Origin of the sequence: Escherichia sp. MOD1-EC6021, assembly GCF_002965245.1 — a bacterium.
Lineage (GTDB): Bacteria > Pseudomonadota > Gammaproteobacteria > Enterobacterales > Enterobacteriaceae > Escherichia > Escherichia coli_F.
In genome coordinates, this window is sequence record NZ_PTRU01000006.1 from 46,818 (window position 1) to 70,866 (window position 24,049).

Genomic DNA, 24,049 nt, shown 5'->3' on the forward strand with positions numbered 1-24,049 from the left:
GCACCGATGCCTGATGTGACGCTTGTCACGTCTCATCAGGCCTGGATTCCTATTTAAATCCTACGACCGGATGCGGTTTATACGGCGTTTCCAGTTCAGCAATCTGTTCCGGCTTCAAGGTGATATCCACCGCGTTCAGCAATTCATCAAGTTGTTCTTCCCGCGATGTACCGATAATTGGTGCGGCAATGCCAGGTTTGCTCAACAACCATGCCAGCGCGACTTGTGCTCGCGTTGCCCCCAGTTCTTCACTGACGCCTGTTAACCGTTCTGCGATCTGCGCGTCATTTTCATCGCTTTCTTGGTAGAGATTTTTCCCCACTTCATCCGACACCAGCCGCGCGGTGGTTTCTCCCCACGGACGCGTCAGACGTCCCCGCGCCAGCGGACTCCACGGAATCACCGCCACGCCTTCCTGATAACACAGCGGCAGCATCTCTCGTTCTTCTTCGCGATAAATCAGATTGTAGTGATCCTGCATACTGACAAACTGCGCCCAGCCGTGCTGTTTTTGCAGTTCCAGCGCCTGAGCAAACTGCGAGGCGTGCATGGATGACGCGCCGATATAACGCGCTTTCCCGGATTTTACCACATCGTTCAGGGCTTCCAGCGTCTCTTCGATCGGCGTGTTGTAATCCCAGCGATGAATTTGCAGGATATCGACATAATCCATGCCGAGACGTCGCAAGCTGTCGTCAATAGAGCGCAAAATTTGCGCACGGGATAATCCTTCCGGCAAATCACCAACGCGATGGAACACTTTAGTTGCAACGACCACGTCTTCACGACGGGCAAAGTCCCGCAGTGCACGACCGACGATCTCTTCGCTGCTGCCGTCAGAATAACTATTGGCGGTATCAAAGAAATTTATGCCGCCTTCCAGCGCGCGTTTAATGATGGGACGGCTGCTCTCTTCGGGCAGTGTCCATGCGTGATTACCGCGATCCGGCTCACCAAAGGTCATACAGCCGAGGCAAAGTCGGGAAATGCGAAGGTCGGTTTTTCCTAAGGGGTTGTATTGCATGCTGCCACTCCTGCCATACTCGTCATACTTCAAGTTGCATGTGCTGCGGCTGCATTCGTTCACCCCAGTCACTTACTTATGTAAGCTCCTGGGGCTTCACTCGTTTGCCGCCTTCCTGCAACTCGAATTATTTAGAGTCTATGAATAATTTCTTAAGCATAGCAGGAGTGGAGTAGGGATTATGCCAGCCAGGTTTTGATTTTGGCTTCCATACCGGCGGCATCGAGGCCGAGTTCAGCGCGCATTTCTTCCTGCGTTCCTTGTGGAATAAAGAAGTCCGGCAGGCCAATATTCAGCACGGGTACTGGTTTACGATGGGCCATCAGCACTTCGTTCACGCCGCTGCCTGCGCCGCCCATAATGGCGTTTTCTTCAATGGTGATCAGCGCCTCGTGGCTGGCGGCCATTTCCAGAATTAACGCTTCATCAAGCGGCTTCACAAAACGCATATCGACCAGCGTAGCGTTCAGCGATTCTGCGACTTTCGCTGCTTCCGGCATCAGCGTACCAAAGTTGAGGATCGCCAGTTTCTCGCCACGACGCTTCACAATGCCTTTGCCAATTGGCAGTTTTTCCAGTGGCGTCAGTTCAACGCCAACGGCGTTGCCGCGCGGATAGCGCACCGCTGACGGGCCATCGTTATAGTGATAGCCGGTATAGAGCATCTGGCGACATTCGTTTTCATCGCTCGGGGTCATAATGACCATTTCCGGAATGCAGCGCAGGTATGAGAGATCAAAAGCGCCCTGGTGGGTTTGACCGTCAGCACCAACAATGCCCGCGCGGTCGATGGCGAACAGGACCGGGAGCTTTTGAATCGCCACGTCATGCAGCACCTGATCATAGGCACGTTGCAGGAAAGTGGAATAAATTGCCACGATCGGTTTGTAGCCACCAATCGCCAGACCCGCAGCAAAGGTCACTGCGTGTTGCTCGGCGATTGCCACGTCGAAGTAGCGATCCGGGAATTTACGTGAAAACTCGACCATGCCTGAACCTTCGCGCATCGCCGGGGTAATCGCCATCAGCTTGTTGTCTTTTGCTGCGGTTTCGCACAACCAGTCGCCAAAAATTTTTGAATAGCTTGGCAGGCCGCCGCTGCTTTTCGGCAGGCAACCGCTGGAGGGGTCAAATTTAGGCACGGCGTGGAAGGTGATTGGATCTTTTTCTGCCGGTTCGTAACCACGACCTTTTTTGGTCATGATATGCAGGAACTGCGGGCCTTTCAGGTCGCGCATGTTCTTAAGCGTGGTGATAAGCCCCAGCACATCGTGACCGTCAACCGGGCCGATGTAGTTAAAGCCCAGCTCTTCAAACAGCGTGCCTGGTACTACCATGCCTTTAATATGTTCTTCGGTACGTTTGAGCAGCTCTTTAATGGGCGGAACGCCGGAGAATACTTTTTTCCCGCCCTCGCGCAGTGAAGAGTAAAGCTTGCCGGAAAGCAGCTGCGCCAGATGGTTGTTGAGCGCGCCAACATTTTCGGAAATCGACATTTCGTTGTCGTTGAGAATAACCAGCATGTCCGGGCGGATGTCGCCCGCGTGATTCATCGCTTCAAACGCCATGCCAGCAGTAATCGCGCCATCGCCTATAACACAGACGGTGCGGCGATTTTTGCCTTCTTTCTCGGCAGCAACCGCAATACCAATTCCGGCACTGATAGAGGTTGATGAATGCCCGACGCTTAACACGTCATATTCACTTTCGCCGCGCCACGGGAACGGGTGCAGGCCGCCTTTTTGACGGATGGTGCCTATTTTGTCGCGGCGTCCGGTCAAAATTTTATGCGGATAAGCCTGATGCCCCACATCCCAAATCAATTGGTCAAACGGGGTGTTATAGACGTAGTGCAGCGCTACGGTCAGCTCGACCGTGCCCAGCCCGGAGGCGAAGTGCCCGCTGGAACGGCTCACGCTGTCGAGTAAATAGCGGCGCAGTTCGTCGCAGAGTTTCGGTAAACTCTCTTTTGGCAACAGTCGTAACTCCTGGGTGGAGTCGACCAGTGCCAGGGTCGGGTATTTGGCAATATCAAAACTCATCAGGGGCCTATTAATACTTATTGTTTATTTATTACGCTGGATGATGTAGTCCGCTAGCGCTTCCAGTGCCGAGGTATCGAGTGACTGTTCAGCCAGTTGTTTTAGCGACTGGCGGGCATCGTCGATCAGATCCTGGGCTTTCTTCCGGGCTTGCTCAAGACCCAGAAGTGCAGGGTAGGTACTTTTACCAAGTTGCTGGTCGGCACCCTGGCGTTTACCCAACGTTGCAGTATCTCCCACCACATCCAGGATGTCATCCTGAACCTGGAAGGCAAGGCCGATGCTCTCTGCGTACTTGTCGAGAATTGGCAGAGCACGACGTCCTTTATCTCCGGCGCTTAATGCACCAAGACGAACGGCGGCGCGAATTAATGCGCCGGTTTTATGGCGATGAATACGCTCGAGTGCGTCCAGAGGTACGTGTTTGCCTTCCGCATCTAAATCTAATGCCTGACCACCGCACATTCCGCCAATACCGCTGGCGCTCGCCAGTTCAGAAATCATCGAAATTCTGTCGCGATCCGACACTTCCGGCATATCGGCATCACTTAAAATCGAGAACGCCAGCGTTTGTAAAGCGTCGCCAGCGAGAATCGCGTTTGCTTCGCCAAACTTCACATGGCAGGTCGGCAAACCGCGACGCAGATCGTCATCATCCATTGCCGGTAAATCATCATGAATTAATGAATACGCGTGGATACACTCCACGGCGGCAGCGGGTGCGTCCAGCGTGTTTGTGCTAACGCCGAACATATGGCCGGTGGCATAAACCAGGAACGGTCGCAGGCGCTTACCACCTAATAATGCGCCATACTGCATGGTTTCGACCACGGGAGTGTTCTGAAAGGGCAGTGGGGCAATAAAACGGCTCAGCGCCTGGTTGGCCTGCTTAACGCAGGCTTCGAGTTGCTGCGGAAAGTCCATTACTCATTGTCCGGTGTAAAAGGAGTTAAAGAGGCGTCTTCATTGTCAGACAGCAGAATTTGTACGCGCTGTTCGGCTTGTTGTAATTTGGCCTGCCCCTGACGTGCCAGCTGCACGCCACGTTCGAACTCGTTCAGCGCCTCTTCCAGCGGCAGGTCGCCACTTTCCAGACGGGTTACAATCTGTTCCAGCTCGCTCAGCGCCTTTTCAAAGCTGGCGGGCGCCTCATTTTTCTTCGGCATAATGAATGTCTGACTCTCAATATTTTTCGCCCCGTCATGGTAACGGACTCAGGGCAAATAGCAAATAACGCGCAATGGTAAGGTGATGTGCGCAGCAAAGCGATGTTAGTGGTATACTTCCGCGCCTGGATGCAGCCGCAGGTGTGGGCTGCTGTATTTTTCCCTATACAAGTCGCTTAAGACTTGCCAACGAACCATTGCCGCCATGAAGTTTATCATTAAATTGTTCCCGGAAATCACCATCAAAAGCCAATCTGTGCGCTTGCGCTTTATAAAAATCCTTACCGGGAACATTCGTAACGTTTTAAAGCACTATGATGAGACACTCGCTGTCGTCCGCCACTGGGATAACATCGAAGTTCGCGCAAAAGATGAAAGCCAGCGTCTGGCTATTCGCGACGCCCTGACCCGTATTCCGGGTATCCACCATATTCTCGAAGTCGAAGACGTGCCGTTTACCGACATGCACGATATTTTTGAGAAAGCGTTGGTTCAGTATCGCGATCAGCTGGAAGGTAAAACCTTCTGCGTACGCGTGAAGCGCCGTGGTAAACATGAGTTTAGCTCGATTGATGTGGAACGTTACGTCGGCGGCGGTTTAAATCAGCATATTGAATCCGCGCGCGTGAAGCTGACCAATCCGGATGTGACTGTCCATCTGGAAGTTGAAGACGATCGTCTCCTGCTGATTAAAGGTCGTTACGAAGGTATTGGCGGATTCCCAATCGGCACCCAGGAAGATGTGCTGTCGCTTATTTCCGGTGGTTTCGACTCCGGTGTTTCCAGTTATATGTTGATGCGTCGCGGCTGCCGCGTGCATTACTGCTTCTTTAATCTCGGCGGCGCGGCGCATGAAATTGGTGTTCGTCAGGTGGCGCATTATCTGTGGAACCGTTTTGGTAGCTCCCACCGCGTGCGTTTTGTCGCCATTAACTTTGAGCCGGTCGTCGGTGAAATTCTCGAGAAAATCGACGACGGTCAGATGGGCGTAATCCTCAAACGTATGATGGTGCGTGCCGCGTCTAAAGTGGCTGAACGTTACGGCGTACAGGCGCTCGTCACCGGCGAAGCGCTGGGACAGGTGTCCAGCCAGACGCTAACCAACCTGCGCCTGATTGATAACGTCTCCGATACGCTGATCCTGCGTCCGCTGATCTCTTACGACAAAGAGCACATCATCAACCTGGCTCGCCAGATTGGCACCGAAGATTTTGCCCGCACCATGCCGGAATACTGCGGTGTTATCTCCAAAAGCCCGACGGTGAAAGCGGTTAAATCGAAGATTGAAGCGGAAGAAGAGAAGTTCGACTTCAGCATTCTCGATAAAGTGGTTGAGGAAGCGAATAACGTTGATATCCGCGAAATCGCTCAGCAGACCGAGCAGGAAGTGGTGGAAGTGGAAACCGTCAACGGCTTCGGCCCGAACGACGTGATCCTCGATATCCGTTCTGTTGATGAACAAGAAGATAAGCCGCTGAAAGTTGAAGGTATCGACGTGGTTTCTCTGCCGTTCTATAAACTGAGCACCAAATTTGGCGATCTCGACCAGAACAAAACCTGGCTGTTGTGGTGTGAGCGCGGGGTGATGAGCCGTCTGCAGGCGCTCTATCTGCGCGAGCAGGGCTTTAACAATGTGAAGGTGTATCGCCCGTAATTTGTGGTTTTTACGTCGCATCTGGTCAGATGCGACGTTTGCCGCATCCGACACTACTCGTAATAATTATAAATCCCTGCCGCCATCACCAGTTGTGATGCCACCTCATGGGCTTTTTCACGCCCAACCAACAGGTCGATAATTTTCAGACCAAAATCAATAGCCGTACCTGGCCCCTGACTGGTCAGCAATTTTACCCGAGCATCCCAGACGACGCGCTTGTCCTGCCATTGTTCAGCGGGAATTTTGTCTTTCAACGTCGGGAAGCCGGTCATATTGCCAATCGGGAAGATATCATGAGGCACCAGCACGGTGGCTGGTGCGGCGCAAATAGCCGCGACGATACGCCCGGAACGGTGGAACTGTTTCACGGTTTCAACCAGCAGGGTGCTATCACGAAAACACTCCGCGCCTTTAATGCCACCAGGCAGCACGATCACGTCATATTCGCCATCAGCTACTTCGACCAGCGGCGCATCCGCCAGCAGCTTCACGCCGCGTGAGCAGGTAATTGCCAGGTTACCATCGCTGGCGACGCTGGCAGTGGTGACGTTGATACCGCCGCGAACCAGCAGATCGATAGTGGTGACGGCTTCAGTCTCTTCACTACCAGGGGCGAGGCAAACCAGTGCCGATGCGCTCATATTCACTCTCCTTTCTTTTTACCATTTCAAACAGGCGGGTGTTTTCCGGTACGGCAATCCCATGCGCGCGAGCGCGGCGTAAGAGAAAACCAGTGATATAGTCGATTTCGGTGTGGCGCAGCGCGCGGATATCCTGCAACATCGACGAGATATTTTCCGCTGTTGCATCAATCACCTGCATAACATAATCACGCAAATCTTCCGCTGAAGTATGATGCCCTTCGCGTTCGATCACTGCCGCGACTTCTTCGCATATCTGCATAATGTCTTGCGGATGATGTCGTAATTCACCATTCGGGCAATTCCAGATAGCGGTCAGTGGATTAATCACACAGTTGACCGCCAGCTTACGCCACAGCTCGGCGCGAATATTGTTATGCCACGCGACGTCAGGTAACACGGTTTGCAAAATATCCGCCAGATAACTGTAATCGCCGTCCTGTTGCCGTGCCGGGCCAATATGCGTAATACCATTTGCCACATGAATAATGACATTGCCGTCGCGGCGGGCGGCATGAGTGGTGGTGCCCATCAGTAACGGCTGCTGAATGTTTTGCAACTCTTCGATGGTGCCCATGCCGTTGTGAATTAACAGTATTGGCGTGGTTACAGGCAGTGTAGACGCGAGGCTTTTGACGGCATCGGAAACCTGCCATGCTTTCAGCGTCACCAGGAGCAGATCGCTGGTGGCGAGAAAATCGGGATCGTTGGCGGTCAGAGACTCATTAAATATCGAACCGTCGGTTTCAACCAGATTCACGCTACAATAAGGTTGCGGTACGCGCAGCCAGCCCTGAACGTCGTGACCCTGTTTGCAAAGTGCTGTAAGCCATAATTGCCCTAAGGCACCGCATCCCAATACGGTAATTTTCATTGTTCCTCCTCACCCGCAACCACTCCGGGTGTTCAATAAGGCTATCCCTTAATTGTGCATGCTGTTGCGACTATGCACAATTAAGGGATACGTCCTGGTGCAGGACTGTCGGTTATTTAACTTTGCAGGTATTATGCTTCGCATCAAAAATGAAGGGAGAGGAAAAGATGCCATCTTTCGATATTGTCTCTGAAGTTGATCTTCAGGAAGCACGAAACGCGGTCGATAACGCGAGCCGCGAAGTGGAGTCCCGTTTTGACTTCCGTAACGTTGAAGCCTCATTTGAGCTGAATGACGCCAGCAAAACCATCAAAGTGTTGAGCGAGTCCGACTTCCAGGTCAATCAGTTGCTGGATATTCTGCGTGCCAAGCTGCTGAAGCGCGGCATTGAAGGCAGTTCGCTGGATGTACCGGAAAATATCGTTCATAGCGGTAAAACCTGGTTTGTGGAAGCGAAACTGAAACAGGGCATTGAAAGCGCGACCCAGAAGAAAATCGTCAAGATGATCAAAGACAGCAAACTGAAAGTGCAGGCGCAAATTCAGGGCGATGAGATCCGTGTGACGGGCAAATCTCGTGATGATTTGCAGGCTGTCATGGCGATGGTACGTGGTGGCGATCTGGGTCAGCCGTTCCAGTTCAAAAACTTCCGCGATTAATCGCGACAACCTGCGCTTTGTTCATGTCAGATGCGGCATGAACGCCTGATTCGGCCTACAAAGATTTGTCACTCAGGAACTTTGTAGGCCTGAAAAGCGTAGCGCAACAGGCAATTCGCCTCTTTTTTATGCCTGACGAATTGCCTGTTCAACCTCAAAGCGATTCGTCACTTTGCTGTCGATTTTCACATAAGCTGAATGTTCTTCTTCTGCAATCAACACTTCTTTGACACCCGCGGTTTCCAGCAAACGCACTTTTAACGCCTCGTTTGCGGCAATGTCCGCCGGGATTTCAATGCGCAAACTGCTGACATACGGCGGTTCTTTCATGGTACTGGCGACTGCCAGCCACACTGCGGCCAGCATTGCGCCAGCGAGAAATACGCCCTGACCGTCAAACATGCCGTCAATCCAGCCACCCAGCGAACCGCCAATGGCCACGCCAAGAAACTGGCTGGTGGAGTAAACGCCCATCGCCGTACCTTTGTAACCGGCTGGCGACTCTTTACTGATAAGCGAGGGGAGGAGGGCTTCCATCAAATTAAACGCCACAAAGAAAAGCTGCACGCCGACCACCAGTTGCCAGAACTGCGTTTGTGCGTTCCACAACACAATTTCCGCAACCACGATCAGCCCGACGCAGAAAACAAAGACTTGCTTCATTTTGCGCTTAACTTCCGCGTAGATAATGAAAGGCACAACCGAGCCAAAGGCGATTAACATCGTCGCCAGATAGACCTTCCAGTGTTCAGCCGCCGGGAACCCCGCATCAGCCAACTGTCCGGGCAGGGCAACAAACGTCGACATCAGCAGCATGTGCAGACACATAATGCCGAAGTTGAGTTTCAGCAGTCGCGGTTCTGCCAGCACTTTGCTGAAACTGCCTTTCACCATTCCGGACTCACGATTAAGTACGTGCGTGCTGCTGTTGGGCACAACCCAAATGGTCAACGCTATACCGGTCGTTGCCAGAATAGCGATCATCCAGAACAGCGTGTGCAGTCCAAGTTTGTGAGTGATGATAGGGCCAAGTACCATCGCAATGGCGAAGGTAATGCCAAAACTCACGCCGATAAACGCCATCGCTTTGGTGCGGTTTTGTTCGCGCGTGAGATCAGAAAGTAGCGCCATAACGGCAGCGGCAATCGCTCCAGAACCTTGTAACGCCCGGCCCAGAATAATTCCCCAGATAGAGTCGGAAAGCGCAGCGATAACGCTACCGGCGGCAAACACCGCCAGCCCGCCGACAATTAATGGTTTGCGACCAATACGGTCTGAGAGCAGGCCAAACGGAATCTGAAAAACGGCCTGAGTCAGGCCATAAATACCAATGGCAATACCGATTAATGCTTCACTGGCACCTTGCAGTGCCATACCGTACGTAGTTAGAACCGGCAGTACCATAAACATGCCCAGCATGCGCAATGAAAATACGGTCCCTAAACCCCAGGTCGCGCGCCGCTCACCTGGCGTCATTTTATAATCGTTCATTACCACCTCTTAAAAAATTGCCCACATAGTGTAGTGCGGAGCGCATGTTGGGTAAACAGAGTGTTAATGAGTAAATATTACATAAGAGCGTGATTTTTACGTCAGGCATGCGCTTCTCTCGTATTCTTGCCATTAATACTTTGTGCGTTAAATATAACAAATGAAAAGCTCGCCTGATTTTATCCTGCCACGAATGATATTATTTTCGGATTTGTTGATGAGCGTGTGATTTTTTATTAAAGGATGGTGTTATTTTATCACAATAAATAGAGGTGTTGGAGGTGCTGGTTATTCTGCTTTAGCTTAAATGTTTACTTATTACCTGAGGTTGTTATGGCTGTGTATTTATTCATGAAGTGGATGTTTGGTGGTTAGGTATATTGAAAAATATAGTGGTGGATGCATAAAGGTTATTTATGTTAAACAAAAAGAGTTTATTGGCTATTTTATTAATTGCCTCACAAGGTTCACTGGCAAGCGAGAAAGCGCATGAATTGTATGACAGCATATACAGTGAAAAGCCTGCCCCCGATGTGATAAGGACACTGCATAAAATGGCTGAGTCGGGGGATGTCGACGCGCAAAGCCTGTTAGGCTGGGAATATTATCAGCCCCGCTACGATACCACACCCAACGTTCAGGAAGCCATTAAATGGTTCGAGTTAGCCGCTAAACAAGGTGATGAAGAAGCTCCGTTAGCGCTGGGGGATATCTACTACGAAGGTGAACAGGTGCGGGTGGATTATGCCAAAGCGTATGCGTTATTTAATCAGGCTACGCAACGCGGTGTGAATTTAGCATGGTCCAGGTTGGGCATGATGTACGCCAATGGTCAGTATGTCGAGGTGGATTGTAGTAAAGCGAAAGAATATCTTGATAAGGGTGTTCACATTTATGCTGGTCCGGAAGACTTTATGGCCGCCTGTCGAAAAGATATGATTGACAGAAAAACGGTTGACGATACGTTACCGGTGATCACGATTACCCGTTCTGGAATGCGGGATAATTTTTTAGATAAAGGTTTTTCCTGCAAGGATAGCCTCTTTGCCAAAACCAATAAATTAGGCGAAGTGGCCAATCTTCGTGTTACGTACAACATCAAGAGTCCGTCGGGTAAGGAAACTATTCAAACGGTCGGCTTTGCACCTTTCGGCTTAAACCGACTGGATATTAACTTTACAGATTACCGGCTTGATTCATTTACCAGTAATTCGTTGCTTATTCTTTATAAACCGGAATTTGAACGAAAATCTTGTGCAGCTATAAGGACCACGATCGTTGCCGCAACGGCAACCATTAAAGGCAAGGATGTGGACCTGATGAAAGCGGGGGCAATTGAACAAAAGTGGTAACGCTGCTCAGTCTCCGGCTGAGGCAAAACTTGCCATGGCCGGAGGCGATAATAATCTAAGCCGCGAGAATATGCTGAATCGCTAAAAACATCGGTACAGCACCGAAAACATTGGGCCTCGCTGAAAGCTGAACAAAGCCGAGACGAGTATAAAAGTTAATGGCGGCAGGGTCAGCATCAAGATAAACCCCTTTAATTGGTAATGCCCGGTGAATTATTTTTACATGTTCAAAAAAATCACATAGTAGGTCCTGACCAAAGCCCCGCTTTTGATATTTCCGCGCTACCCCTAACATGACTAATCTGACAACACCAATCTCTGAAGGTTGTGAACCCTGAAGGACGCCAGAAACGCGTTGTTTTTCCAGCGAATATGCCGTAAAAGTACAGATGCCAATCAGTTCACCACTTTGTCTGTCAATAAGTGCTTTAGCAGCACAGTCGCTATTACGCACACTTTTCTTTAGCGATGCGCGTACAAATTTATCGATAACAGGGTTACCGCAATCAAACTGTTTTTGCCCAGGATAAGTAATATCAGACTGATAATTACAGGAGAGGACTATGGGCAGAGTAATCTCTTCATGCTTGTCGACCATCGCTGTTTTTCCTTTTCATTAACGCCTTGAGGGCGAGCGTCGGTTGAGCAGGTTCAGCGATGAGTTGGTTCATCAGTTCCCAGCTTTGATTCGAAAGCTCACGGCGACGTTGGTTATCAAGCACACTTTCGGCGCGTTCCATAGCTGCGCTCAAAATAAAAGCGCTTAAATCTACCCCAACGGCTTGCGCAGCTTCACGAAGTTTGTTTTTGGCGTCGGGACTGGTTTTGAGTTCAACCCGCGCATTTTTCAGCGTTTTATCGATATCGGGTAGAGCGACTGTTTTTCCAGGCATTATGACCTCTTTGATTAACTGAATGAAATCGTAGGGAGTCGATCTCATGCATAATACGGCTATCAACCGTATGATTAATTTATGTGCATATACTCACTCTGTCAAGAGATACGGTTATTAGCCGTATCTCTGTTCTCAGACAATAAAAAAGGTGCCGTAGCACCTTTTTTATAGAGAGGTTGTGTTACCACACAGCAGCCAGCAGCGTATGCGAGTCCGGCACCATAAAATCAACGGACATCATTACCGAGAGGGCAGTGATGGCGATGATCGAGAAGCCGAACAGCTTGCGTGCCCAGATTCGATCATCAGCAACTTTATAACCACGCAGCGCCATACCTAACCACCAGACGCTAACCGCCGCGGCGACCACCAGATATTTATACCCAGCGTAACCGCCAAGAGAGAGCATCAGCGTGGCAACAGCAAAGGCGATGATATACAGCGTGATGTGGTTTTTCGCTACCGAAATGCCTTTCACCACCGGCAGTACCGGAATGTTTGCCGCCTGATAATCCTTAAAGCGGAAAATGGCGATGGCATAAGAGTGAGGCATCTGCCACAGGCTGAAGATAGCCAACAGGATTGCTGCGCCGCTATCGAACTCGCCTGTCACTGCACAGTAGCCAATCACCGGCGGCGCTGCACCGGAGAGCGAACCAATCAACGTGCCGTAGACCGAGTGGCGTTTCATGTACAGGCTGTAGACGCCGACATAAACCACAAAGCCCATCACCCCCAGCCAGCAGGCCAGCGGATTCGCGCCAAACCACAGCAGCATAAAGCCAGCAATACCCAGCAAGGTGGCGTACACCAGCGAGACAGCAGGAGAGATCAGGCCCTTAACCAGCACCCGATTCTTCGTCCTTTCCATCTTTCTGTCGATATCCCTGTCGATGTAGTTGTTAAACACACAACCCGACGCCACAACCAGTGACACCCCAACCAGCGTGTAGATAAACAGGGGATAATCAATGCTGCCCTTTGAGGCCAGCAGGAATCCCCCAATCACCGAGATCAGGTTGCCAAAGATGATGCCTGGTTTCGTTACTTGCAGGTATTGCTTAAACATCATAACCGCCGCTCTTAGTGCATCATCATGTTGTAGTTGAGGTTCCACATAATCCAGATGGAGCCTACAACCAGGATAGCGATGATTAGCACGGTGAAGACAAACGCCGTCATGTTCCAGCCTTCATCTGATTTGGTATTCATGTGCAGGAAGCACACCAGATGCACCAGAACCTGTACCACTGCCATTGCCAGGATTGTTCCCAGAATTACGGCCGGAGAGGCAGCCCCTGTCATCACCATCCAGAACGGAATCACCGTCAGAATGATCGACAGGATAAAACCTGTCATGTAGGTTTTTACGCTGCCATGGGACGCGCCGCTGTGATCGGTAGAATGACTCATTACATCGCCCCCATCAGATAAACAACAGTGAACACACAGATCCAAACCACATCCAGGAAGTGCCAGAACAGGCTCAGACACATGATGCGGGTACGGTTAGTGCTGGTCAGGCCGCGACGGGCGATTTGCACCATCAGCACCGCCATCCAGATAAGACCGGAAGTGACGTGAAGACCGTGCGTGCCGACCAGCGCAAAGAACGCTGACAGGAAGCCGCTGCGATCCGGGCCCATGCCGTTAACAATCAGGTGATGGAATTCATAGATTTCCATCCCGATAAATCCGGCACCAAATAACCAGGTCAACGCCAGCCAGGAGATAACCTGGCTGTTGTTGTTTTTGTACATGGCGATAGCCGCCATGCCGTAGGTGATGGAGCTGAACAACAGCAAGAAAGTTTCAACCAGAACGAACGGCAGTTCGAAAATGTCCTTACCTGTCGGGCCACCTGCGGTGCCGTTCACCAGAACGGCATAGGTAGCAAACAAGATAGAGAACAGAATGCAGTCGCTCATCAGGTAGATCCAAAATCCGAAGATTTTGTTTCCGCCTGCATCGTGGTGCCCGTGTTCGTGCGCGTGGGCAGTCGCGTGCGTCAAAGTATCAGTTGCCATTTTTCAGCCCTGCCTTAGTAATCTCATCGAAATGCTGGTTTTCCAGTTTTTCGATTTCTGCCACCGGCACGTAGTAATCCACGTCCTCGTCGAAGCTTTTCACGATCCAGGTGATGATCATGCCTGCGAAGCCAACAATCGCCAGCCACCAGATATGCCAAATCATGGCGAAACCGAAGATGGTGGAGAAAGCCGCAATGACGATACCGGCGCCGCTGTTTTTCGGCATATGAATTTCTTCATAGTGGTCTGGCTTTTTGTACGCTTCGCCTTTCTCTTTCATTTCCCAGAATGCATCACGCTCGTGAACGTGCGGCACAACGGCAAAGTTATAGAACGGAGGCGGGGAAGAGGTTGCCCACTCCAGCGTACGGCCACCCCACGGGTCGCCGGTCAGGTCACGGTTCTGGTCGCGGTCGCGAATAGAAACGTACATCTGAATAACGAGGCAGAGAATACCCAGCGCAATCAGTACTGCACCGCTGGCGGCAATCATCAGCATGGTGTGGAACTGCGGGTCAATCTGCTGGCTCAAGCGACGGGTCATACCCATGAAGCCCAGCGCATACAGCGGCATAAAGGCAACGAAGAAGCCGATGATCCAGAACCAGAACGCGCGTTTACCCCAGGTTTCGTTCAGTTTGAAACCGAACGCTTTAGGCCACCAGTAGGTCATCCCTGCGAAGCAGCCGAACACCACGCCGCCGATGATTACGTTATGGAAGTGTGCAATCAGGAACAGGCTGTTATGCAGAACGAAGTCTGCGCCAGGTACTGCCAGCAGCACGCCTGTCATACCGCCCACCGAGAAGGTGACGATAAAACCGATGGTCCACAGCATCGCAGAATGGAACACGATGCGGCCCTGATACATGGTGAACAGCCAGTTGAAGATCTTCACCCCGGTCGGGATGGCGATAATCATGGTGGTGATACCAAAGAAGGCGTTTACGTTCGCGCCCGCACCCATCGTAAAGAAGTGGTGCAGCCAAACGATGAACGACAGCACGGTGATACAGACGGTTGCCCATACCAGCGAGGTATAACCAAACAGACGTTTACGCGAGAAGGTTGCTGCAATTTCGGAGAACACACCGAAAACAGGCAGGATCAGGATGTAAACTTCCGGGTGGCCCCAAGCCCAAATCAGGTTGATGTACATCATCATGTTGCCACCCATATCGTTGGTAAAGAAATGGGTGCCCAGATAGCGATCCAGGGTCAGCAACGCGACGGTAACCGTCAGAATTGGGAAGGAGGCGATAATCAGTACGTTCGCGCACAATGATGCCCAGGTAAATACTGGCATCTTGAACATGGTCATGCCTGGTGCGCGCATCTTCAGAATGGTAACGAAGAAGTTGATCCCGGTAAGCGTCGTACCTATACCGGATAACTGGAGACTCCATATCCAGTAATCGACACCGACTCCCGGACTGTACTCTATTCCCGATAGCGGTGGATAGGCCAGCCAGCCGGTCTGCGCAAATTCGCCCACGCCGAGAGAAACGTTAACCAGAATCACACCAACAACGGTAAACCAGAAGCTTAAGTTGTTGAGGAACGGGAACGCAACGTCACGCGCGCCGATCTGCAGCGGAACCACCAGGTTCATCAGACCGATAACGAAAGGCATCGCCACGAAGAAGATCATAATCACGCCGTGCGCGGTGAAGATCTGATCGTAGTGGTGAGGTGGCAGGAAGCCCGCTTCGCCCGCAGAGGCAAGGGCCTGCTGGCTACGCATCATAATGGCGTCAGCAAAACCACGCAGCAACATCACAATCGCCACGATGATATACATGATACCGAGGCGTTTATGGTCAACGGAGGTCAGCCACTCTTTCCACAGGTAGGTCCACTTACCGAAGTAAGTGATCAGGCCAACGAGCGCCAGACCTCCCAAAATAATGCCAGCGATCGTAACCATGACGATAGGTTCATGGAACGGGACTGCATCAAGTGATAATTTTCCGAACATCTTTATTCTTCCTCAACCCCTTTAATGGGCGGATTCCGCGTGGCTCATGTCCATGCCTTCCATACCTTCGTGTGCACTGTGCTCACCTTCTGGCTGGGTCATGTCCATGCTCTTACCGTGAGCCATAAACTTGTTAATCACGTCGGCAAACAAATCTGGTTTCACGTTGGAGAAATATTCCACCTGGTTGTATTCGCTAGGCGCGGCCAGTTTTTCGAACGCTGCCATGTCAGACATGGTGTTCGGCGACTGTTTCGCTTTTGCGACCCACTGGTCGAATTCGGCGCGATCCGGTGTTGCAATAGCTTTGAACTTCATGCCTGAGAAGCCCGGGCCGCTGTAGCTGGCGGAGATACCGTCATAAGTGCCGGGTTCGTTGGCGATCAGATGCAGGCGAGTCTGCATACCGGCCATGGCATAAATCTGGCTACCCAGACGCGGAATGAAGAAGGAGTTCATCACGGAGTTGGAGGTCACTTTGAAGTACACCGGAGTGTTCGCCGGGAAAGCGATTTCATTCACGGTAGCAATGCCCTGTTCCGGGTAGATGAAGAACCATTTCCAGTCCATGGAAACCACTTCGATGGTAATGGGCTTCTCGTCGTGTGCCAGCGGCTTGCTAGGCTCAAGAGCGTGAGTGGTTTTCCAGGTCAGTACCGCAAGGAAGATGATGATTAAGATAGGTACCGTCCAGACCACAGCTTCCACTTTATTGGAGTGTGACCAGTTCGGGCTGTACTTAGCATCTTTATTGCTCGCACGGTACTTCCAGGCGAAACCAACAGCCATCAAGATTGCGGGAATAACGACAATCAACATCAGGCCAAATGCCGTCAGTATCAGTGAACGTTGCTCCAGACCAATCTGTCCTTTGGGATCTAACAGCGCAGAATTACAGCCACTGAGCAATACAGTGCCTGCAAATAATGACAACCATCCCAAACTTTTATTGTATTTCCTGAGTCTCATTTAACGACCTCAATTCCACGGGATCTGGTGGCGTTTAAAGTGTGTGGGCATTTTACGGGAAGGTTACATTACTGTAAACATGATTAAATTCCTGTTACTTGGATTTGGCTGTCAGGTCACATATGTTGCAAAACATATCAAGTTGATTTTAAGAAGCTGTTGCGAAAGGGCGTTATAACGAAAGGGGAGTGCAGAAGGAGTTTGGGCGGGCAATTGGTATAACCAATACAAAATAAAACAATTATTTAACAAACAATTATCATTAAGGTGACAACTGGGTAGTGAGAAAATAAAGACTCATTAGCTGAATCGTGTAAGAAAAATAGAATTCATAAATGGCGTCAATAATTTCCAGACGCTAAGCCGCACAAAAGAACAAATATTAATAAGCGATATTGATGTTTATTTAGCCGTAATAATTACGGCGAGTGATTACTACGGCTAAATAATATTTACAGATTACGTCAGATGCGTTTTTCGTAGCGCCAGATAATCCAGTAAACCACCAAGCACGACGCCAGAAAGGGCGACTAAAACCCCGACTTCCAGCAGCGCAGGCAGGAAAGAGAAGTGCGTCAAATCCAGCGCGTCCATCGTCAACAGCAGTAACCACACGGCCAACAGGCTGACGCCCGCCGCCAATGTCCACATGGCAAAGGCATAACCTGCCGGATATTCAGTACGGGAGATAAAGTTGTCATTTACTCGTGTATATTCAAGCGTCTGGCGACAAACCAGCAGCAAAAAAAGCCCTGGTACGGCAGCGGCGACGGAGAACAGATAGAATGTCGACCAGCCGTGTGCTTCAACAAACCAACCCGCCACGGGGCCGACATAAACTCGCCCTACAGCAGAAAGCGCTGAGAGCAGGGCAAATTGAGTAGCGGAAAATGACTTATTACACAGCGTCATTAACAGCGCGACAAAGGCTGATGTACCCATCCCGCCACAGAGGTTTTCGAAAAAGACGGCTGCGCCCATGCTGTAGAGATGCTTATCAGTAATCGACAGCAGCCAGTAACCGGCGTTAGACGCACCTTGTAAAATACCGAAAATCAGCAGCGCCCGGAACAGTGACAGGCGCTGCATCAAAATCCCACCGTACAATGCGCCAACAATGGTCGCCAGTAAGCCAAGCGTTTTGTTAACCACGCCTACTTCACCTGCATCAAACCCGACGCCGCGAATCAAAAACGTGGTTGTCAGGCTCATGGCGAATGCGTCGCCCAGCTTATACAGCACGATAAGAAGCAAAATAAGCCAGGCATTATTGCGACCAAAGAAATCACGCAGAGGTGCAACAACCGCTTGTTCCAGCGTTTTGGGCACAGGAACGGTGTCGGTTGGTTCTGGTGCAAGTAACGTCGCGATAATACAGGGGATCAACAGCGCCGCCATCAACCAGTACATGCCCTGCCAGCCCAGCCATTTATCTGCCAGCCACAGGGCTAAGCCGCCGGAAACCAGCATCCCTAAACGGTAACCCAGCACGCTGATTGCCGCGCCCGCACCACGCTCTTCTGCCGGGAGCACATCGGTTTTCCACGCATCGAAGACAATATCCTGGGAGGCAGAGCAAAAAGCGATCACCACCGCCAGTGCCGCCATCCAGCGGAGCTGGGTGCCTGGTTCGAGAAAACCCATCGCCGCAATGGCGACTAATAACAGGATTTGCGTGGCGAGCAGCCAACCGCGCCGCCGCCCGAAAAATGGGGGCGTGTAGCGGTCCATCAGCGGTGACCAGAGGAATTTAAATACGTAAGCCTGGCCTACCAGAGAGAAGAAACCAATGGTTTTAAGATCGATATTCTCGACCGTCATCCAGGCCTGTAAGGTGCCAGATGTCAGGGCGAGCGGCAGCCCGGAAGCAAAACCCAGAATCAGCAGTATGGCTGAGCGCGGCTGTTGGAAAATACGTAAATATTGACTGGACATGGGCGTCTACAGGCCCGGTTTGCACCGGGCCAGAGGGCAGAAATTAACGCGCGTTCTGCTTGATGAATTCGTGGATGCTGGTGTCCTGAGACATATCAGCGATGGTATCGGTCAGCACACTGTTAACCGCATCGGCGATATTTTTGTTGGAGGCCTGGAACGCACCTTCAACGTTGTAGCTGGCACGATAGTTTTTGGTCATTTTGTTGCCATTCTGCGCGGTAGCGATGATAGCGATATCCGCTTTGGTGGCGATGTTATAGCGCACGTTGCCCTGGGACACGTCAGCATACAGTTGGCTAACGATGATTTGCAGATTAACCGGGCCATTCGGACCAACCATGTAACCACGCGCGGTCATCTGTTTTTCCAGCACTTCTTGCAGCAGGAAACGCAGATCGCGGGAGGCAGTCAGGGTAACGATTTGATTATCGCGGGTGACTTTTGCCAGCGCCTGATCGGTACGCTGATCGGCACCATTAATGCTTACGGTGACGCCCATCAGGCTTGGATCCTGCTGTGGCAGTGTTATCGTCGGTGAAACTTCAATAGTTGTTGGCGGTTTTGCGCATCCTGCAAGCATAAACAGAGCAACTAACGGGAAGAGGATTTTTTTGAACATGTTCGGGCTCTCAGAGACTCTTAAGCGTGTTTGGTAAAAATTCCCGCCATCATAACATTGCCAACGGCGAGGGGAAGTGGGTAAGGCATGTAAATTCATCATGTTGACGAAATAATCGCCCCTGGTAAAAGAAACGCTGATGCGAGGCCTGTGTTTCAATCTTTAAATCAGTAAACTTCATACGCTTGACGGAAAAACCAGGACGAAACCTAAATATTTGTTGTTAAGCTGCAATGGAAACGGTAAAAGCGGCTAGTATTTAAAGGGATGGATGACATCTCAGCGTTGTCGGAGGAGATATTTCATGATGATACGTGAGCGGATAGAAGAAAAATTAAGGGCGGCGTTCCAACCCGTATTCCTCGAAGTAGTGGATGAAAGCTATCGTCACAATGTCCCAGCCGGCTCTGAAAGCCATTTTAAAGTTGTGCTGGTCAGCGATCGTTTTACGGGTGAACGTTTTCTGAATCGTCATCGAATGATTTACAGTACTTTAGCGGAGGAACTCTCTACTACCGTTCATGCGCTGGCTCTGCATACTTACACTATTAAGGAGTGGGAAGGGTTGCAGGACACCGTCTTTGCCTCTCCTCCCTGTCGTGGAGCAGGAAGCATCGCGTAAAAACGCATTTGCAACTGTCGGCGCTTTTCCAGTATGTTGCTAAAGATTTTATGAAAAACGGCCTGCGGGCCGTTTTGTTTTGTCTGGATTTTGCGCTTTTTGCCCAGCATTCAGACGAAAATTGCCCGGGAATTGTGAAAAAATACGCGACAGCGCGCAATAACCGTTCTCGACTCATAAAAGTGATGCCGCTATAATGCCGCGTCCTATTTGAATGCTTTCGGGATGATTCTGGTAACAGGGAATGTGATTGATTATAAGAACATCCCGGTTCCGCGAAGCCAACAACCTGTGCTTGCGGGGTAAGAGTTGACCGAGCACTGTGATTTTTTGAGGTAACAAGATGCAAGTTTCAGTTGAAACCACTCAAGGCCTTGGCCGCCGTGTAACGATTACTATCGCTGCTGACAGCATCGAGACCGCTGTTAAAAGCGAGCTGGTCAACGTTGCGAAAAAAGTACGTATTGACGGCTTCCGCAAAGGCAAAGTGCCAATGAATATCGTTGCTCAGCGTTATGGCGCCTCTGTACGCCAGGACGTTCTGGGTGACCTGATGAGCCGTAACTTCATTGACGCCATCATTAAAGAAAAAATCAATCCGGCTGGCGCACCGACTTATGTTCCGGGCGAATACAAGCTGGGTGAAGACTTCACCTACTCTGTAGAGTTTGAAGTTTATCCGGAAGTTGAACTGCAGGGTCTGGAAGCGATCGAAGTTGAAAAACCGATCGTTGAAGTGACCGACGCTGACGTTGACGGCATGCTGGATACTCTGCGTAAACAGCAGGCGACCTGGAAAGAAAAAGACGGCGCTGTTGAAGCAGAAGACCGCGTAACCATCGACTTCACCGGTTCTGTAGACGGCGAAGAGTTCGAAGGCGGTAAAGCGTCTGATTTCGTACTGGCGATGGGCCAGGGTCGTATGATCCCGGGCTTTGAAGACGGTATCAAAGGCCACAAAGCTGGCGAAGAGTTCACCATCGACGTGACCTTCCCGGAAGAGTACCACGCAGAAAACCTGAAAGGTAAAGCAGCGAAATTCGCTATCAACCTGAAGAAAGTTGAAGAGCGTGAACTGCCGGAACTGACTGCAGAATTCATCAAACGTTTCGGCGTTGAAGATGGTTCCGTAGAAGGTCTGCGCGCTGAAGTGCGTAAAAACATGGAGCGCGAGCTGAAGAGCGCCATCCGTAACCGCGTTAAGTCTCAGGCGATCGAAGGTCTGGTAAAAGCTAACGACATCGACGTACCGGCTGCGCTGATCGACAGCGAAATCGACGTTCTGCGTCGCCAGGCTGCACAGCGTTTCGGTGGCAACGAAAAACAGGCTCTGGAACTGCCGCGCGAACTGTTCGAAGAACAGGCTAAACGTCGCGTAGTTGTTGGCCTGCTGCTGGGCGAAGTTATCCGCACCAACGAGCTGAAAGCTGACGAAGAGCGCGTGAAAGGCCTGATCGAAGAGATGGCTTCCGCGTACGAAGATCCGAAAGAAGTTATCGAGTTCTACAGCAAAAACAAAGAACTGATGGACAACATGCGCAATGTTGCTCTGGAAGAACAGGCTGTTGAAGCTGTACTGGCGAAAGCGAAAGTGACTGAAAAAGAAACCACTTTCAACGAGCTGATGAACCAGCAGGCGTAATTTACGCAGCATAACGCGCTAAATTCGCACAAAGGCCCGTCACCGCCAGGTGGTGGGCTTTTTTTTGTCATGAATTTTGCATGGAACCGTGCGAAAAGCCTCTTTCGGTGTTAGCGTAACAACAAAAGATTGTTATGCTTGAAATATGGTGATGCCGTACCCATAACACAGGGACTAGCTGATAATCCGTCCATAAGGTTACAATCGGTACAGCAGGTTTTTTCAATTTTATCCAGGAGACGGAAATGTCATACAGCGGCGAACGAGATAACTTTGCACCCCATATGGCGCTGGTGCCGATGGTCATTGAACAGACCTCACGTGGTGAGCGCTCTTTTGATATCTATTCTCGTCTACTTAAGGAACGCGTCATTTTTCTGACTGGCCAGGTTGAAGACCACATGGCTAACCTGATTGTGGCGCAGATGCTGTTCCTGGAAGCAGAAAACCCAGAAAAAGATATCTATCTGTACATTAACTCCCCAGGCGGGGTGATCACTGCCGGGATGTCTATCTATGACACCATGCAGTTTATCAAGCCTGATGTCAGCACCATCTGCATGGGCCAGGCGGCCTCGATGGGCGCTTTCTTGCTGACCGCCGGGGCAAAAGGTAAACGTTTCTGCCTGCCGAATTCGCGCGTGATGATTCACCAGCCGTTGGGCGGCTACCAGGGCCAGGCGACCGATATCGAAATTCATGCCCGTGAAATTCTGAAAGTTAAAGGGCGTATGAATGAACTTATGGCGCTTCATACGGGTCAATCATTAGAACAGATTGAACGTGACACCGAACGCGATCGCTTCCTTTCCGCCCCTGAAGCGGTGGAATACGGTCTGGTCGATTCGATTCTGACCCATCGTAATTGATGCCAGAGGCGCAACTGTGCCGCTATACTTATCCAGGGCGGCACAACGCTATAAAGCGGCTTGCGCCTGAGAATGGCATTTGCGTCGTCGTGTGCGGCACAAAGAACAAAGAAGAGGTTTTGACCCATGACAGATAAACGCAAAGATGGCTCAGGCAAATTGCTGTATTGCTCTTTTTGCGGCAAAAGCCAGCATGAAGTGCGCAAGCTGATTGCCGGTCCATCCGTGTATATCTGCGACGAATGTGTTGATTTATGTAACGACATCATTCGCGAAGAGATTAAAGAAGTTGCACCGCATCGTGAACGCAGTGCGCTACCGACGCCGCATGAAATTCGCAACCACCTGGACGATTACGTTATCGGTCAGGAACAGGCGAAAAAAGTGCTGGCGGTCGCGGTATACAACCACTACAAACGTCTGCGCAACGGCGATACCAGCAATGGTGTCGAGTTGGGCAAAAGTAACATTCTGCTGATCGGTCCGACCGGTTCCGGTAAAACGCTGCTGGCCGAAACGCTGGCGCGCCTGCTGGACGTCCCGTTCACCATGGCCGATGCAACCACGCTGACCGAAGCCGGTTATGTGGGCGAAGACGTTGAAAACATCATTCAGAAGCTGTTGCAAAAGTGCGATTACGACGTACAGAAAGCGCAGCGCGGGATTGTCTACATCGATGAAATCGACAAGATTTCTCGTAAGTCAGACAACCCGTCCATTACCCGAGACGTTTCCGGTGAAGGCGTACAGCAGGCACTGTTGAAACTGATCGAAGGTACGGTAGCTGCTGTTCCACCGCAAGGTGGGCGTAAACATCCGCAGCAGGAATTCTTGCAGGTTGATACCTCTAAGATCCTGTTTATCTGTGGCGGTGCGTTTGCCGGTCTGGATAAAGTGATTTCCCATCGTGTAGAAACAGGCTCCGGCATTGGTTTTGGCGCGACGGTAAAAGCGAAATCTGACAAAGCAAGTGAAGGCGAGCTGCTGGCGCAGGTTGAACCGGAAGATCTGATCAAGTTTGGTCTGATCCCTGAGTTCATTGGTCGTCTGCCGGTTGTCGCAACGTTGAATGAACTGAGCGAAGAAGCTCTGATTCAGATCCTCAAAGAGCCGAAAAACGCCCTGACCAAGCAGTATCAGGCGCTGTTTAATCTGGAAGGCGTGGATCTGGAATTCCGTGACGAGGCGCTGGATGCTATCGCTAAGAAAGCGATGGCGCGTAAAACCGGTGCCCGTGGCCTGCGTTCCATCGTAGAAGCCGCACTGCTCGATACCATGTATGATCTGCCGTCCATGGAAGATGTCGAAAAAGTGGTTATCGACGAGTCGGTAATTGATGGCCAAAGCAAACCGTTGCTGATTTATGGCAAGCCGGAAGCTCAGCAGGCATCTGGTGAATAATTAACCATTTCCACACAATTAGTTAACCAAAAAGGGGGGATTTTATCTCCCCTTTAATTTTTCCTCTATTCTCGGCGTTGAATGTGGGGGAAACATCCCCATATACTGACGTACATGTTAATAGATGGCGTGAAGCACAGTCGTGTCATCTGATTACCTGGCGGAAATTAAACTAAGAG

Annotated in this window: 23 protein-coding genes; 7 read left to right on the top strand and 16 right to left on the bottom strand. The window is 50.8% G+C overall.

Annotated features, from left to right (window positions below; translation table 11 throughout):
* Positions 1-49: 49 nt before the first annotated feature.
* From yajO to xseB, 4 genes are all read right to left on the bottom strand, one after another.
* Positions 50-1,024, bottom strand: coding sequence for a 1-deoxyxylulose-5-phosphate synthase YajO (gene yajO / locus BEB54_RS08935; protein ID WP_105277197.1), 975 nt, complete (start codon positions 1,022-1,024; stop codon positions 50-52).
* A 179-nt stretch (positions 1,025-1,203) separates the two neighbouring features.
* Entirely contained in the window at positions 1,204-3,066 is a 1,863-nt protein-coding gene (dxs, locus tag BEB54_RS08940) for a 1-deoxy-D-xylulose-5-phosphate synthase (protein ID WP_105277198.1), read from the bottom strand.
* A gap of 24 nt (positions 3,067-3,090) precedes the next feature.
* Positions 3,091-3,990 carry a (2E,6E)-farnesyl diphosphate synthase gene (gene ispA / locus BEB54_RS08945; protein ID WP_000347229.1) on the bottom strand — a complete coding sequence of 300 codons (900 nt, stop codon included), beginning with the start codon at positions 3,988-3,990 and terminating at the stop codon, positions 3,091-3,093.
* On the bottom strand, positions 3,990-4,232 hold the full coding sequence (gene xseB / locus BEB54_RS08950) for an exodeoxyribonuclease VII small subunit (RefSeq protein ID WP_001124935.1): 243 nt from the start codon (positions 4,230-4,232) through the stop codon (positions 3,990-3,992). The genes ispA and xseB overlap by 1 nt, the downstream gene beginning before the upstream one ends.
* A gap of 205 nt (positions 4,233-4,437) precedes the next feature.
* On the opposite strand from xseB, the gene thiI reads away from it, so the two are divergent.
* Positions 4,438-5,886, top strand: a complete 1,449-nt coding sequence (thiI, locus tag BEB54_RS08955) for a tRNA uracil 4-sulfurtransferase ThiI (RefSeq protein ID WP_105277199.1) — start codon at positions 4,438-4,440, stop codon at positions 5,884-5,886.
* 53 nt (positions 5,887-5,939) lie between these two features.
* On the opposite strand, the gene yajL is transcribed toward thiI, so the two are convergent.
* Positions 5,940-6,530 (bottom strand): protein deglycase YajL, encoded by a 591-nt coding sequence (yajL, locus tag BEB54_RS08960; protein WP_001276329.1) that lies wholly within the window; start codon positions 6,528-6,530, stop codon positions 5,940-5,942.
* Positions 6,493-7,404 carry a 2-dehydropantoate 2-reductase gene (gene panE / locus BEB54_RS08965; protein ID WP_000705835.1) on the bottom strand — a complete coding sequence of 304 codons (912 nt, stop codon included), beginning with the start codon at positions 7,402-7,404 and terminating at the stop codon, positions 6,493-6,495. Before panE ends, yajL begins: the two co-directional genes overlap by 38 nt.
* A 167-nt stretch (positions 7,405-7,571) precedes the next feature.
* On the opposite strand from panE, the gene yajQ reads away from it, so the two are divergent.
* A complete protein-coding gene (gene yajQ, locus BEB54_RS08970; RefSeq protein ID WP_001138904.1) occupies positions 7,572-8,063 on the top strand; it encodes a nucleotide binding protein YajQ in 492 nt (163 codons plus the stop codon).
* Between the two features lie 126 nt (positions 8,064-8,189).
* Here yajQ and BEB54_RS08975 read toward each other — a convergent pair whose 3' ends face one another.
* A complete protein-coding gene (locus BEB54_RS08975) occupies positions 8,190-9,554 on the bottom strand; it encodes an MFS transporter (protein ID WP_105277200.1) in 1,365 nt (454 codons plus the stop codon).
* 416 nt (positions 9,555-9,970) lie between these two features.
* Here BEB54_RS08975 and BEB54_RS08980 point away from each other — a divergent pair, with 416 nt between their 5' ends.
* Positions 9,971-10,906: a tetratricopeptide repeat protein gene (locus BEB54_RS08980; protein ID WP_105270966.1), complete on the top strand. Its 936-nt coding sequence runs from the start codon at positions 9,971-9,973 to the stop codon at positions 10,904-10,906.
* Positions 10,907-10,961: 55 nt separating this feature from the next.
* Here the strand turns inward: BEB54_RS08980 and BEB54_RS08985 are convergent, their stop codons facing one another.
* The 9 genes from BEB54_RS08985 to BEB54_RS09025 form a co-directional block, all read right to left on the bottom strand.
* Positions 10,962-11,504: a GNAT family N-acetyltransferase gene (locus BEB54_RS08985; RefSeq protein WP_000227787.1), complete on the bottom strand. Its 543-nt coding sequence runs from the start codon at positions 11,502-11,504 to the stop codon at positions 10,962-10,964.
* Positions 11,488-11,799, bottom strand: coding sequence for a type II toxin-antitoxin system TacA family antitoxin (locus tag BEB54_RS08990; protein ID WP_001353405.1), 312 nt, complete (start codon positions 11,797-11,799; stop codon positions 11,488-11,490). The genes BEB54_RS08985 and BEB54_RS08990 overlap by 17 nt, the downstream gene beginning before the upstream one ends.
* Before the next feature lie 184 nt (positions 11,800-11,983).
* Entirely contained in the window at positions 11,984-12,874 is an 891-nt protein-coding gene (cyoE, locus tag BEB54_RS08995; RefSeq protein WP_000971336.1) for a heme o synthase, read from the bottom strand.
* An 11-nt stretch (positions 12,875-12,885) separates the two neighbouring features.
* Positions 12,886-13,215 (bottom strand): cytochrome o ubiquinol oxidase subunit IV, encoded by a 330-nt coding sequence (locus BEB54_RS09000; protein ID WP_000019869.1) that lies wholly within the window; start codon positions 13,213-13,215, stop codon positions 12,886-12,888.
* Positions 13,215-13,829, bottom strand: coding sequence for a cytochrome o ubiquinol oxidase subunit III (locus BEB54_RS09005; protein WP_105282175.1), 615 nt, complete (start codon positions 13,827-13,829; stop codon positions 13,215-13,217). Before BEB54_RS09005 ends, BEB54_RS09000 begins: the two co-directional genes overlap by 1 nt.
* On the bottom strand, positions 13,819-15,810 hold the full coding sequence (gene cyoB / locus BEB54_RS09010; RefSeq protein ID WP_000467180.1) for a cytochrome o ubiquinol oxidase subunit I: 1,992 nt from the start codon (positions 15,808-15,810) through the stop codon (positions 13,819-13,821). The genes BEB54_RS09005 and cyoB overlap by 11 nt, the downstream gene beginning before the upstream one ends.
* 21 nt (positions 15,811-15,831) lie before the next feature.
* Positions 15,832-16,779, bottom strand: coding sequence for a cytochrome o ubiquinol oxidase subunit II (gene cyoA, locus BEB54_RS09015; protein WP_001239441.1), 948 nt, complete (start codon positions 16,777-16,779; stop codon positions 15,832-15,834).
* A gap of 459 nt (positions 16,780-17,238) precedes the next feature.
* Positions 17,239-18,714 (bottom strand): muropeptide MFS transporter AmpG, encoded by a 1,476-nt coding sequence (gene ampG / locus BEB54_RS09020; protein WP_032302574.1) that lies wholly within the window; start codon positions 18,712-18,714, stop codon positions 17,239-17,241.
* Between the two features lie 43 nt (positions 18,715-18,757).
* Complete coding sequence (locus BEB54_RS09025) at positions 18,758-19,336, bottom strand: lipoprotein (protein WP_001295326.1); 579 nt, start codon at positions 19,334-19,336, stop codon at positions 18,758-18,760.
* A gap of 304 nt (positions 19,337-19,640) precedes the next feature.
* Between BEB54_RS09025 and bolA the strand changes: the two genes are divergently transcribed.
* From bolA to clpX, 4 genes are all read left to right on the top strand, one after another.
* Positions 19,641-19,958, top strand: a complete 318-nt coding sequence (gene bolA, locus BEB54_RS09035) for a transcriptional regulator BolA (protein WP_000973448.1) — start codon at positions 19,641-19,643, stop codon at positions 19,956-19,958.
* Positions 19,959-20,301: 343 nt separating this feature from the next.
* Positions 20,302-21,600, top strand: coding sequence for a trigger factor (gene tig, locus BEB54_RS09045; RefSeq protein WP_001198386.1), 1,299 nt, complete (start codon positions 20,302-20,304; stop codon positions 21,598-21,600).
* Between the two features lie 245 nt (positions 21,601-21,845).
* Positions 21,846-22,469, top strand: coding sequence for an ATP-dependent Clp endopeptidase proteolytic subunit ClpP (gene clpP, locus BEB54_RS09050; RefSeq protein ID WP_000122253.1), 624 nt, complete (start codon positions 21,846-21,848; stop codon positions 22,467-22,469).
* 126 nt (positions 22,470-22,595) lie between these two features.
* A complete protein-coding gene (gene clpX, locus BEB54_RS09060) occupies positions 22,596-23,870 on the top strand; it encodes an ATP-dependent protease ATP-binding subunit ClpX (protein ID WP_000130305.1) in 1,275 nt (424 codons plus the stop codon).
* The last annotated feature ends 179 nt before the right edge of the window (positions 23,871-24,049 follow it).